Source organism: Kitasatospora sp. NPDC032757 (assembly GCF_055579305.1).
This window is the reverse complement of the sequence record NZ_JBVINN010000004.1, coordinates 365,168-377,777: the sequence shown is the minus strand read 5'-3', so window position 1 is coordinate 377,777 and position 12,610 is coordinate 365,168. Positions and strand designations below refer to the sequence as shown.

Annotated in this window: 10 protein-coding genes; 5 read left to right on the top strand and 5 right to left on the bottom strand. The window is 74.2% G+C overall.

Annotated features, from left to right (window positions below; translation table 11 throughout):
- Positions 1 to 117 precede the first annotated feature (117 nt).
- Both meaB and ACZ5WK_RS09335 read right to left on the bottom strand, forming a co-directional pair.
- Entirely contained in the window at positions 118 to 1,074 is a 957-nt protein-coding gene (gene meaB / locus ACZ5WK_RS09340; RefSeq protein WP_396320867.1) for a methylmalonyl Co-A mutase-associated GTPase MeaB, read from the bottom strand.
- Positions 1,075 to 1,145: 71 nt separating this feature from the next.
- The gene (locus tag ACZ5WK_RS09335; RefSeq protein WP_396320866.1) at positions 1,146 to 2,339 is read right to left on the bottom strand and encodes an acetyl-CoA C-acetyltransferase; all 1,194 of its coding nucleotides are present in this window, start codon (positions 2,337 to 2,339) and stop codon (positions 1,146 to 1,148) included.
- Between the two features lie 267 nt (positions 2,340 to 2,606).
- Here ACZ5WK_RS09335 and mce point away from each other — a divergent pair, with 267 nt between their 5' ends.
- The 3 genes from mce (at position 2,607) to ACZ5WK_RS09320 (ending at position 9,022) form a co-directional block, all read left to right on the top strand.
- Entirely contained in the window at positions 2,607 to 3,050 is a 444-nt protein-coding gene (gene mce / locus ACZ5WK_RS09330; protein ID WP_396320865.1) for a methylmalonyl-CoA epimerase, read from the top strand.
- A gap of 483 nt (positions 3,051 to 3,533) precedes the next feature.
- On the top strand, positions 3,534 to 7,985 hold the full coding sequence (locus ACZ5WK_RS09325; protein ID WP_465546467.1) for a hypothetical protein: 4,452 nt from the start codon (positions 3,534 to 3,536) through the stop codon (positions 7,983 to 7,985).
- A gap of 107 nt (positions 7,986 to 8,092) precedes the next feature.
- Positions 8,093 to 9,022: a coiled-coil domain-containing protein gene (locus ACZ5WK_RS09320; RefSeq protein ID WP_218201876.1), complete on the top strand. Its 930-nt coding sequence runs from the start codon at positions 8,093 to 8,095 to the stop codon at positions 9,020 to 9,022.
- A 124-nt stretch (positions 9,023 to 9,146) separates the two neighbouring features.
- Here ACZ5WK_RS09320 and ACZ5WK_RS09315 read toward each other — a convergent pair whose 3' ends face one another.
- Together ACZ5WK_RS09315 and ACZ5WK_RS09310 are read right to left on the bottom strand one after the other, a co-directional pair.
- The gene (locus tag ACZ5WK_RS09315) at positions 9,147 to 9,467 is read right to left on the bottom strand and encodes a hypothetical protein (RefSeq protein ID WP_396320862.1); all 321 of its coding nucleotides are present in this window, start codon (positions 9,465 to 9,467) and stop codon (positions 9,147 to 9,149) included.
- A complete protein-coding gene (locus ACZ5WK_RS09310; RefSeq protein ID WP_405361377.1) occupies positions 9,464 to 10,258 on the bottom strand; it encodes an alpha/beta fold hydrolase in 795 nt (264 codons plus the stop codon). Before ACZ5WK_RS09310 ends, ACZ5WK_RS09315 begins: the two co-directional genes overlap by 4 nt.
- Before the next feature lie 93 nt (positions 10,259 to 10,351).
- Here ACZ5WK_RS09310 and ACZ5WK_RS09305 point away from each other — a divergent pair, with 93 nt between their 5' ends.
- Positions 10,352 to 11,356 (top strand): ABC transporter ATP-binding protein, encoded by a 1,005-nt coding sequence (locus tag ACZ5WK_RS09305; RefSeq protein WP_465546464.1) that lies wholly within the window; start codon positions 10,352 to 10,354, stop codon positions 11,354 to 11,356.
- A gap of 1 nt (position 11,357) precedes the next feature.
- Positions 11,358 to 12,125 carry an ABC transporter permease subunit gene (locus tag ACZ5WK_RS09300; RefSeq protein ID WP_465546462.1) on the top strand — a complete coding sequence of 256 codons (768 nt, stop codon included), beginning with the start codon at positions 11,358 to 11,360 and terminating at the stop codon, positions 12,123 to 12,125.
- Positions 12,126 to 12,151: 26 nt separating this feature from the next.
- On the opposite strand, the gene ACZ5WK_RS09295 is transcribed toward ACZ5WK_RS09300, so the two are convergent.
- Complete coding sequence (locus tag ACZ5WK_RS09295) at positions 12,152 to 12,475, bottom strand: ATP/GTP-binding protein (RefSeq protein ID WP_396320856.1); 324 nt, start codon at positions 12,473 to 12,475, stop codon at positions 12,152 to 12,154.
- Positions 12,476 to 12,610 lie beyond the last annotated feature (135 nt).

The window sequence follows — 12,610 nt, the reverse complement described above, 5'->3', positions numbered from 1 at the left end:
CAACCCCTTGGGGGGCTTGTTAGCCTCCCCCTAGGGGAGCTGTACCCAAAACCCTCCCCGAACTCCCAGGAACGGCCCCCCCCCCGGGGGGGGGGGGGCCCCCCCCCCCCCCCGCGTTCAGCCCCGGGTGAGCCCGGCGACCAGCTCGTCGGCGGCCCCGTACGGGTCCAGCTCGCCGGCCACCACCCGCTCGGCCAGCGTCGCCAAGTGACGGTCACCGTGCAGGTCGCCGATCCGGGACCGCAGCGCGGCCAGCGCGATCGCCTCGACCTCGTCCGCGGCACGGCGGCGGCGGCGCGCGGCCAGCTCGCCGTGCTCCTCCAGCCAGGCGCGGTGCTTCTCCAGCGCCTCGACCACCTCGTCCACGCCCTCGCCGCGGGCCGCGACGGTCTTCACGATCGGCGGGCGCCAGTCCCCAGCCTCGCGGGCCTCGCCGAGGCCGAGCATGTGGTTCAGCTCCCGGGCGGTGGCGTCGGCGCCGTCCCGGTCGGCCTTGTTGACCACGAAGACGTCGCCGATCTCCAGGATCCCGGCCTTGGCGGCCTGGATGCCGTCGCCCATCCCGGGGGCGAGCAGCACCACCGTGGTGTCCGCCTGGGCGGCGACCTCCACCTCGGACTGACCCACGCCGACGGTCTCGACCAGGATCACGTCGCAGCCGGCCGCGTCGAGCACCCGCAGCGCCTGCGGGGCCGCCCAGGAGAGGCCGCCGAGGTGGCCGCGGGTGGCCATCGAGCGGATGAAGACCTCCGGGTCGGTGGCGTGGTCCTGCATCCGGACCCGGTCGCCGAGCAGCGCACCGCCGGAGAACGGCGAGGACGGGTCGACGGCCAGCACGCCGACCCGCTTGCCGAGCCGGCGGTAGGCCGATACCAGCGCGGAGGTGGAGGTCGACTTGCCCACACCCGGGGACCCGGTCAGCCCGACGGTGTAGGCCCGGCCGGTGTACGGCGCGAGCGCCGCCATCGCCTCGCGCAGCTGCGGGGCGGCGTTCTCGACCAGCGAGATCAGCCGGGCGACGGCACGCGGACGGCCCTGCCGGGCCTGCTCGACCAGCGTCGCGACATCGATCATCGGGATCTCCTTGTGGATCGGGGCCGCGGACCGCTTGTGGCGGTCCGCAGCCCCGAAGATATGTCGGACGATCAGGCCTTCGGAACCCTGACGATCAGCGCGTCGCCCTGGCCGCCGCCGCCGCAGAGCGCGGCCGCACCGACGCCGCCGCCGCGCCGCTGGAGCTCCAGCGCCAGGTGCAGCACCACGCGGGCGCCGGACATCCCGATCGGGTGGCCGAGCGCGATCGCGCCGCCGTTCACGTTGACGATGTCGGAGGAGACGCCCAGGTCCTTGCCGGACTGGTAGGCGACGGCCGCGAACGCCTCGTTGATCTCGATCAGGTCGAGGTCGGCGACCTCGAGGCCCTCCTTGGCCAGCGCGTGCTTGATCGCGTTGGACGGCTGCGACTGCAGCGAGTTGTCCGGGCCCGCGACGTTGCCGTGCGCGCCGATCTCGGCGATCCAGGTCAGGCCCAGCTCCTCGGCCTTGGCCTTGCTCATCACGACCACCGCGGCGGCGCCGTCGGAGATCTGCGAGGAGGTGCCGGCGGTGATCGTGCCGTCCTTGGTGAAGGCCGGGCGCAGCTTGGCCAGGCCCTCGACGGTGGTGTCCGCGCGGATGCCCTCGTCCTGGCTGAAGACGACCGGCTCGCCCCTGCGCTGCGGGATCTCGACCGGGACGATCTCGGCCTCGAAGACGCCGTTCTGCTGCGCCTTGGCGGCGCGCTGGTGGGAGGCGGCGGCGATCTCGTCCTGGGCCTCGCGCGGGATGCCCAGGCGGGCGTTGTGCTTCTCGGTGGACTCGCCCATCGGGATGTTCTCGTAGGCGTCGGTCAGACCGTCGTACGCCATCGCGTCCAGCAGCTCGACCGCGCCGTACTTGTAGCCCTCGCGGGACTTCGGCAGCAGGTGCGGGGCGTTGGTCATGGACTCCTGGCCGCCGGCCACCACGATGTCGAACTCGCCGGCGCGGATCAGCTGGTCGGCCAGCGCGATGGCGTCCAGGCCGGAGAGGCACACCTTGTTGATGGTGAGCGCCGGGACGTTCATCGGGATGCCGGCCTTGACGGCGGCCTGGCGGGCCGGGATCTGGCCGGCGCCGGCCTGCAGCACCTGGCCCATGATCACGTACTGGACCTGGTCACCCGTGATGCCGGCCCGCTCCACGGCGGCCTTGATCGCGAAGCCGCCGAGGTCGGCGCCGGAGAATCCCTTGAGCGAACCGAGCAGGCGACCCATCGGGGTCCGCGCACCGGCAACGATCACAGAGGTGGTGTTGGTCATGGGACGAGCCCCTTCGCACGTCGTGGCCAGGTGAGGATGCCGCTCAATGTACTGACCTGTAACCCGCCCGTCACCGGAGCGACGGTGTGATCGAGCGCACTGGCACTGTCCAGTCAACACCGTGTCAACCCGGTCCGGGTGAACCGCGCCGTGACCGTCCGGGCGCGGCGGCCGTGTGAGCAGGCTCGCACCGCCATCGCTGGCGCGCTCCGGCCGCATGCGCTGCACTGTTGCCGTCCCGTTGCCCGTCCAGACCCGGAGGCCACTGTGCTGACCCGCATCGACCACATCGGCATCGCCTGCCGCGACCTCGACAAGACGGTCGAGTTCTACCGCGCCACCTACGGCTTCGAGGTGTTCCACAGCGAGGTCAACGAGGAGCAGGGGGTGCGCGAGGCCATGCTCAAGATCAACGACACCGGCGACGGCGGCGCCTCCTACCTCCAGCTGCTGGAGCCCACCCGGCCCGACTCCACCGTCGCCAAGTGGCTGGAGAAGAACGGCGAGGGCGTCCACCACATCGCCTTCGGCACCGCCGACGTGGACGGCGACGCCGAGGAGATCCGCGCCAAGGGCGTCCGCGTCCTCTACGAGCAGCCGCGGATCGGCTCCATGGGATCGCGGATCACCTTCCTCCACCCGAAGGACTGCGGCGGCGTGCTGACCGAGCTCGTCACCTCCGCCGAGCCGGCCGATCACGAGGCCCACTGAGCCGCCGGCGGGTGCCGCCGACGGGCGGCACCCACTGGTGACCCGTCAGTAATGTCGCCCTCTGCCCGGAAAACCCCCACGCGGCCATTCCCCCGCAGGGTGCTCCCACTACAATGCCCAGGTGCGCGAAGACTCCGGGGGACGGGGACGACGGGCACGGCCGATGACAGGCCCGTCCGCCCTCCGGTGGTCGGCCCGTCGCAGGGGAGTCCATTACGCGGGCACGGCTGAACAGTCAGTTCGGATCTGTCACCATTCTCCACAGGCAAGAGTTCGCCCAGAAGTCCACCCGGACGGGGGAACGCGGAACGACCGCGCTCCCATCGGCCAGGGCTTCGACGACCGTGGCGGACGCCCCCAGCTGAACAAGGGGTCGTCCACCGGCTGCGGATGCAAGGACCCAGTCGGACCAGGGCCCCGGACATCGGGTGCCCCGGAACGGCCGGGTCGAGGACGCGACCAGGAGATGGATGGGACCGCGGAGTGCGGGGCTACGACCGCTACGAGGCTGACGATCACCTCTCCCAGTTCGAGGCCGAGATGGATCGGACTCGGAAGGAGCGGGACAAGACGGCCGAGCATGCCGAAGACCTCGCCTACCAGGTGGAGGTGCTTCGGGCCAAGCTGCACGAGTCCCGTCGCATGCTCGCCCAGCCGCGCGCCTTCGACGCCGTCTCGGGCCAGGCCGAGCAGATGCTCCGCACCGCGGAGATGCAGGCCCAGCAGCTGCGCGCCGACGCCGAGCGGCACCTGCGCGACTCCCAGGCGGCCACCCAGCGCCTGATGGCCGAGGCCGCCGAGCGCACCGCCCGCCTGGAGGCCGAGCTCGCCGCGCGCCGCCGCCAGCTGGAGGACGAGCTCGCCGAGCTGCGGCGCAGCGCCGAGCAGCACGTCAACGAGAACGTCAACTGGGCCGAACAGACCCGGGCCGGCACGGAGCAGGAGGCCCAGCGCCTCCTCCAGGAGGCCCGCGCCGAGGCCGACCGGCTGATGGCCGGCGCCCGCGCCGAGGCCGCCGCGCTGTCCGACCAGGCCCGCGCGCAGACCGCCGCCGACGTCGACGCCGCCCGCGGCGAGGCCCAGGCCGCCGCCGAGGCCGCCCTCCAGCGCGCCCAGACCGACGCCGAGCGCCTGCTGCGCGCCGCCTCCGAGCAGGCCCAGCAGGCCGGCGCCCAGGCCGCCGCCGACGTCGACGCCGCCCGCGGCGAGGCCCAGCAGCAGCTGGCCGCCGCGCACGTCGCCGCCGAACAGCAGCTCGCCGCCGCGCAGGCCGAGATCGGCCGGCTCAAGGAGCACGCCGCCGCCGAGCAGCAGCGCGCCCAGGAGGCACTCGCCCACGCCCAGGCCGAGATCGAGCGGCTGCGTGCCGAGGCGATCGCCGAGGCCGAGCGCACCCGGCGGGAGTCCGCCGAACTGCGTGCCCAGGCCGAGGCCGCCGCCGAGCAGCTCCAGGCCGACGCCGAGGCCGCCGCCGAGCGCAAGGTCGCCGACGGCGAGGCCGCCAGCGAGCAGCGCTCGCAGACCGCCCGGGCCGAGGTGGCCCGGATGGTCGCCCAGGCCACCAAGGAGGCCGAGGCCGTCAAGGCCGAGGCCGCCACCAAGCAGGCCGAGGCGGATGCCGCCAAGGCCGCCGCCGCCGAGGAGAGCGAGCGGCTGCGCGCCACCGCCGAGTCGGTGGCCGGTCAGCTGCGCGCCGAGGCCGAGGCCGCCATCGCCGAGATGCGGGCGCAGGCCGAGCGCGACGTCGCCGAACTGCGGGCGCAGGCCGAGGCCACCGCCGCACAGCTGCGCAGCGAGGCCGAGGAGGCCGGCCGCGCGGCCGGTGCCAAGGACGCCACCGTCCACCTCGCCAAGGCCGCCAAGACGGCCGAGGAGGTGCTCTCCCGGGCCAACCAGGACGCCGAGGCCGCCCGGACCGGCGCGTCCACGGAGGCCGAGCGGATCCGCACCGAGGCCGCCGCCGAGGCGCAGCGGCTGCGCGAGCAGGCCCAGGCCGCCGTCGAGCAGGCCCAGAACGCCGCCATGGACGACGCCGCCGCCGTCCGCGAGCGGATCCGGGAGATGCAGGACGAGGCCGCCCGGCTGCGGGCCGAGGCGGAGGAGCTGCGGGCCCAGGCCGCCGCCGAGGCCGACCGGGTCCGCGGCGAGGCCCGCCGCCAGGCCGTCGTCCAGATCGAGGAGTCGGCGAAGAACGCCGAGGAGCTGCTCACCAAGGCCAAGGCCGACGCCGACGAGCTGCGCCGGGGCGCGGCCGCCGAGATCGAGCGGCTGCGCGAGCACGCCAAGGAACAGGCCGCCGAGACCCAGGGCCGCGCCGAGCAGACTCTGGGCCGGGCCCGCGCCGAGGCCGAGAAGACCATCGCCGCCGCCGAGCAGCAGGGCCAGGACGCGCTCGCCGCCGCCAAGGCCGCGGCCGCCGAGAACCGGGCCGCAGCCGAGCGGGAGACGGCCGAACTGCGCCGCGAGGCAAGCGAGTTCGACCAGCAGGTGCGCGCCGGGGCGACCTCCGCCGCGGAGGCGTTGCGGGCCGACGCGCAGGCCGAGGCCGACGCCGTCCGGGACGCCGCGGTCGCCGACGCCGAGCGGCTGCGGACCGAGACCGACACCGAGGTGGCCCGCTCCCGGGCCGAGGCCGAGGCCGCCGCCGACGCGCTGCGGGAGGAGAGCCGGCGCGAGCGCGAGGAGGCCTCCGCCGAGCTGCACCGCGAGCGCGAGGAGACCGCCGAGCAGCTGGCCGCCGCCCGGGCCGCCCGCGAACAGGCCGACCTGGCCGCCGCCGAGCTCATCGAACGGACCGCTGCCGACACGGCCGCGCTCCGGCAGGCCGCCGAGGCGCACGCCGACCGCGTCCGGGCCGAGGCCGAGCAGACCGCCGCCGAGCTCACCGAGCACACCACCGCGGAGACCTCCCGCCTGCGCGCCGAGGCCGAGGAGGCGCTGGAGAGCGCCCGGACCGCCGCCGAGCAGCGGCTGGCCGAGGCCGAGGCGGCCGCCGAGGAGCTGCGCGAGCGGGCCGAGGCCGACCTCACGCTGGCCTCCGAGCAGGCCGAGACCGTCCGGGCCGAGGCCGGCCGGGAGCTGTCCGAGGCCCGCGCCACCGCCGACTCCGTCCGCGCCGAGGCGCAGGAGGTGCTGGAGCAGGCCCGCGTCGACGGCGAGGAGCTGGTCGCCGCCGCCAAGGCCGAGGGCGCCACGCTGGTCTCCGTCGCCGAGGACGAGGCCGCCGAGGTCCGCCAGTCGGTGGCCGGGATGCACGAGGCCGCCTCGCAGCAGATCGCCGAGCTGCGGGCCACCGCCGAGGCCGAGGCCGCCGAGCTGCGCGACACCGCCGCCCGCGAGAGCGCCGAACTGCGGGCGCTGGCCGAGCGGGAGACGACCGAGCTGCGCGAGCGGACCGACCGCGCCGTCGCCGAGCTGCACGAGAGCGCCGACCGCGAGACCGCCGAGCAGCGGGCCCTCGCGGACCGGGAGACCGCCGACCTGCGGGCCCGGACCGCCGCCGAGACCGCAGCCCTGCGCGAGCAGACCGAGCTGGAGCTGGCCGCCGAACGCGAGGCCGCCGAGGCCGAGCTGGGCCGCCGGCGCGCCGAGGCGCAGACCTACGACGAGCAGCTGCGGGCCGACGCCGAGGCCGAGCTGCGGACCGCCCAGGAGGTCGCCGAGCAGCAGCGCGCCGACGCCGAGGCCCAGGCCGCCCGGACGGTGGCCGCCGCCGACGCGCAGGCCGCCGCCACGGTCGCCGAGGCCGAGGAGTTCGCCGCCTCGCTGCGGGCCGAGGCCGAGGAGTACGCGCTGGCCACCCGCAGCCTCGCGGACGAGTACGACGCGGCGACCCACGCCCGCGCCGACGCCTTCGACGCCGACACCCGCGAAGCCGCCGAGAAGTTCGACAAGGCCACCCGCGAGCACGCCAAGTCGGTGCTGGAGAAGGCCTTCGCGGACGCCGAGGCGCTCGGCGAGGACGCCCAGACCACCGCGCTGGCCACCACCGCCGCCGCCGAGGAGCAGGCGGACGCGATGGTCGCGGCCGCCCGCAAGGAGGCCGACCGGCTGGTCGCCGCCGGCGAGGCCGCCGGTCAGGCCGAGGTCGAGAAGGGCCGGGCCGACGCCGACGCGCTGCTCTCCGAGGCCCGCCGGGACGCCACCGCGATCCGCGAGCGCGCCGAGGAGCTGCGCGAGCGCACCGACGCCGAGGTGGAGGCCCTGCACGAGCGCGCCCGCAAGGAGAACGCGCAGGCCATGAAGTCGGCCGGCGAGCGGGTGGACGCGCTGGTGACGGCCGCCCAGGAGCAGCTGACCGAGGCCGAGGAGCAGGCGGTGGCCGCCGTCACCGAGGCCGAGGAGCGGGCGGCGGCGCTGGTCGCGGCCGCCGAGGACCGCGCCAACGAGCTGACCTCGGAGGCGTCCGCCGAGGCCAGCAAGGTCCGGATCTCGGCCGTCCGCAAGGCGGAGGGCCTGCTGAAGGAGGCCGAGACCAAGCTCGCCGACTCGACCGACCGCGCCGAGGCCCTGATCGTCAAGGCCGAGGCCAAGCTGAAGTCCGCCCAGGACGAGGCCGAGCAGCGGCTCGAATCGGCGTCGGCCGAGGCGGAGAAGCGGGTGCGGACCGCCGACGAGTCCGCGGACGAGCAGATCGAGCTGGCCAAGGCGGAGTCCGAGCGGCTGCTCACCGAGGCGCGGGCCGAGGCGAAGCGGATCACCGACGAGGGCCGGCGCGAGCTGGACGAACTGGTGCGCCGCCGCAAGGACATCAACACCGAGATCTCCAGGGTCCAGGACGTGCTGTCCGCACTGGAGGCGTTCGAGGCACCGTCACCGGTCGCCCAGACCAACGGGGGAAGCACCACCAAGAAGGACGGGGGTGCCAAGGCCGGTGCCGGAGTCGGCGCCCCCCGGTCGGGTGGCAATCGCTCCAAGAGCGCACCACCCGATTGAGCGGACATTGTCCGCGAGACAACGGCGTTTCGCCGTAGACACTCCGGTACCGTGTCAGGATTCCCTCAACCACCTCAGCGGTTTGACGACAGGAAGCCCAGAACCCCATGAGCGACAGTCACTCCCCTCACGGCTTCGACCTGGTGCGCCGTGGGTACGAGCGCGCCCAGGTCGACGAGCGGATCACCAAGCTGGTGGCCGACCGTGACAGTGCCTTGACCCGGATCAGCGCGCTGGAGAAGCGCATCGAGGAGCTCCACCTCGAGACCCAGACCGCCCAGGCGGCGGTCACCGAGGCGGAGCCCTCCTACGCCGGTCTCGGCGCCCGCGTCGAGAAGATCCTGCGGCTGGCCGAGGAGGAGGCCAAGGACCTGCGCGACGAGGCGCACCGCGCCGCCGAGCAGCACCGCGAGCTCGCCGAGGCCGCCGCCCAGCAGGTCCGCACCGAGGCCGAGAACTACGCCAAGGACCGCAAGGCCAAGGCCGAGGACGAGGGTCTGCGGATCGTCGACAAGGCCAAGAGCGACAGCGCCCAGCTGCGCGCCGAGGCCAACAAGGACGCCCAGAACAAGCGCGAGGAGGCGGACGCCCTCTTCGAGGAGACCCGCACCAAGGCCGCCCAGGCCGCGCTGGAGTTCGAGACCAACCTCGCCAAGCGCCGTGAGCAGTCCGAGCGCGACCTGGCCGCCCGTCAGGCCAAGGCCGAGAAGCGCCTGGCCGAGATCGAGCACCGGGCCGAGCAGCTGCGCCTGGAGGCCGAGAAGCTGCGGACCGACGCCGAGCGCCGGGCCCGCCAGACCGTCGAGACGGCCCAGCGCCAGTCCGAGGACATCGTGGCGGACGCCAACGCCAAGGCCGACCGGATCCGCAGCGAATCCGAGCGCGAGCTGGCGGCGCTCACCAACCGCCGCGACAGCATCAACGCCCAGCTGACCAACGTCCGCGAGATGCTGGCGACGCTGACCGGCGCGGCCGTGGCCGCCGCGTCGCTGCCGAACGACGACACCATGGGCGTGCCCGCCCAGCAGTCGCGCTGACGCCACAGCACGACGGGCCCTCACCCTCCGGGGTGGGGGCCCGTCGTGCTGTCCGGCCGGGCCGCGGGGCCGCCGCGGCGGCGGACCGGGAGGCCGGAGCGCCGGCCTCCCGGTCCGCGCGCCCTCACCGCGGGTAGGCCCCGTCCGGCCGCTGGTGGCCGCAGCTCAGCTGGTTGCCGTCGTCGTCCGAGACGGTGCCGAACCACGAGGTGCACCAGACCGACACCGAGTCCGGCCAGTACTGCACCTCGAAGGGGTGGCCGGGGCCGTAGTCCCCGTACGAGGTGACGATGAAGGTCTCCCCCGGCCGCAGCCAGTAGTCCTCGCCGAGCGGCTCCAGCGTCAGCTCGACCAGGCCCTCGCCCCGGTTGGTGACGGGCATCCGGCCGGTGACCTCCAGCGCCGAGAAGTCCCAGCTGCCCGGCTCCGCACTCCGCTCGCTCATCCGGCCACCCGCTCCAACAGCCGGCGGACGACGGCGTCGAACTGCTCCGGCGCCTCCAGGGCGCTCAGATGGCCCACCCGCGGGAGCACGGTCAGCTCCGCGTCCGGACGTGCCCGCGCCATCAGCTCGGCCTCGGAGAGCGGCATCAGGCCGTCCTCCGCCCCCGCCACCACGGCAACCGGTACCCGCACCCCGGCGAGCACGTCCAGGGTCTCCGGCCGGGCCGCCATCGCCCGCTGCGCCCAGGCGACCGCCGCCGGCGGCGCCGCGGCGATCATCCCCTGCACCCGGTCGACCAGGTGCCCGGAGTCCGGCCCGAGCTGGCCGGCCGCCACGTTCTCGTCCAGCAGCAGCTGGACACTGTCGCGGGCCAGCACCGCGGCGGCGATCCGCTCCCGGTTGGCCCGGGCGGCGTCGGTGTCGGCGGTCGCCTTGGTGTTGGCCAGCAACAGCCCGGCCAGCCGGTGCGGGTGGCGGCGGGCGAAGGCCAGCGCGACGTACCCGCCCATCGAGAGGCCGCCGAGCACCACCCGCTCGATCCCGGCCGCGTCCAGCAACAGGGCGACGTCGTCGGCGACCGCGTCCAGCGAAGGCTCGTCCGTGCCCAGCTCGGTGCCTCCGAAGCCGCGCTGGTCGGGGGCGAGCACCCGGGCCTCGTGGCCGGTGGTTCCGGGCAGGGCATCCAGTTGGGCGGACCACATCGAGGCGTTGAGCGGGAAGGCGTGCAACAGCACGAGGGGTGTTCCGGTACCGCTCTCGCGGACGGACACTGCGGAGGGGAGCTGGGTCATGCGCCCACCGTATTCCGGTGCGCCCGGCGGGCCCACTTCAGCGGGCCGCCCCGTCCGCTTTGTCATAGCCTGACGGAGAGTAAGGGAGCGCGAATGATCGAGTTGCACGACCTGACGAAACGCTACGGCAAGACACTCGCCGTGGACCGGCTGAGCTTCCAGGTGCCGCAGGGCGTGGTCACCGGCTTCCTCGGCCCCAACGGTGCCGGCAAGTCCACCACGATGCGCATGATCCTCGATCTGGACCGGCCCACCACCGGCCGCGTCACCATCGACGGCAAGAGATACGGACAGCTCAGCGAGCCGCTCAAGTACATCGGCGCGCTGCTGGAGGCCAAGGCCGTCCACCCCGGCCGCAGCGCCCGCGACCACCTGCTCTGGCTCGCCCAGAGCAACCGCATCCCCACCTCCCGGGTGGACGAGGTGCTCGGCCTGGTCGGCCTCACCCCGGTCGCCCGCAAGCGCGCGCGCGGCTTCTCGCTCGGCATGGGCCAGCGGCTCGGCATCGCCTCCGCCCTGCTCGGCGACCCCGAGATCGTGATGTTCGACGAGCCGGTCAACGGGCTCGACCCGGAGGGCATCCTCTGGATCCGCAATCTGATGAAGCGCCTCGCCGGCGAGGGCCGGACCGTCTTCGTCTCCTCCCACCTGATGAGCGAGATGGCCGTCACCGCCGACCACCTGGTCGTCATCGGCAAGGGCCGGCTCCTCGCCGACCTGCCGATGGCCGAGTTCATCCGGCGCAACTCGCGCTCCGCCGTCCGGCTGCGCACCCCGCACCCCGAGCGCCTGCTGGACGCGCTGGCCGGCGCCGGGCTCCGGCACGAACCCGGCCCGGACGGCTCGTACGAGGTGGTCGACGGCGACCTCGCCCAGCTCGGCGAACTGGCCGCCGGCCACGGCGTGGTGCTGCACGAGCTGAGCCCCCAACAGGCCTCACTGGAAGAGGCGTTCATGCAGATGACGGCCGACTCGGTGGAGTACCACTCCGGGGACGGCGAAGGCCGCGACGCGGCCGGCGCACCCGGCACCTGGGGCGCCACCTGGCAGGGCGGTGCGGCGAAGCAGCCGGCGGCCAGCGGCACGGAGGAGAACTGAGATGGCGTCCTTCCCGGCGGTCCTGCGCTCCGAGTGGACGAAGATCCGCAGCGTCCGGTCGACGGTCTGGACGCTCGCACTGGCCTTCGTCGTCACGCTCGGTGTCGGCGCTCTGCTCTCCCTGCTCACCAACAACAACTTCGCCGAGTTCCGCGGCAACGACGACACCCCGTTCGACGCCACCGGGACGGCTTTCTCCGGCATCATGCTGGGCGAACTGGCCATCATCGTCTTCGGAGTGCTCGCGGTCGGCAACGAGTACAGCAGCGGGATGATCAGGGTCACCCTGGCCGCCGTCCCGCAGCGGGGCACCCTGCTGACCGGCAAGGCGGTGGTGCTCGGCGCCCTCGCCTTCGCAGTCTCCCTGGTCACCGCGTTCATCACGTTCTTCGTCGGCCAGGCACTGCTCGGCGACCACTCCACCAGCATCTCCGAACCGCACGTGCTGCGGGCGGTGTTCGGTGCGGCGCTCTACCTGACGATGCTCTGCCTGTTCTCGGCCGGCGTCACCGCGATGCTCCACAACCAGACGCTGGCGCTCGGCGTGCTGGTGCCGTTCTTCTTCCTGCTCTCGCCGATCCTCTCGGCGGTGCCGAAGGTCAAGACGCTGGCCCACTACTTCCCCGACTACGCGGGCTCGCGGATGCTCCTGGTGTACGAGCAGCACGGCCAGCCGTACGGCCCCTGGGCCGGGTTCGCGATCTGCCTGGCCTGGACGCTGGCCGCGTTGGCCGGCGGCGCGCTGGTGCTGAAGAAGCGCGACGCCTGACCGGGCCGGGTGGCACGCGGCGTCCCTCAGTACCGGGGGGCGCCGCGGCCGCGCTGGATGTTGGAGGCCCGGCGCTCGCGGGCGCCCCAGCAGGCGCGGTGCCAGTGCCGCCGGTCGTCCACCCCGGCGCCGTGCATCGGCCAGGCCACCACATGGCCGACACCCGGGGGGATCTCCTGGTCGCAGCCCGGGCAGCGGTAGAACCGGCCGGGCGTGCCCGCCACCGTCTGGACGACCCAGTCGTCGCCCTGGTAGCTGTCGGTGCGGCGCAGCGAGCCGCCGAGCGGGGCGGCCGGCTCCGCCGTCTCGCGATCGGCGGCGCTCTTGATCCGGTTGCGGCGGGGCGACACGTCGGGGCTACCTCTCTGCGGGGGCTCGGAACCGTTCCAGCCTAGGGCGTGCGACTCGTCCCCAGGGCCCCTATCACGCCACCGTCCGGCACTTCGGCGTTTCCCGCGATATCCACCCGATCTTCCGCGAAATTC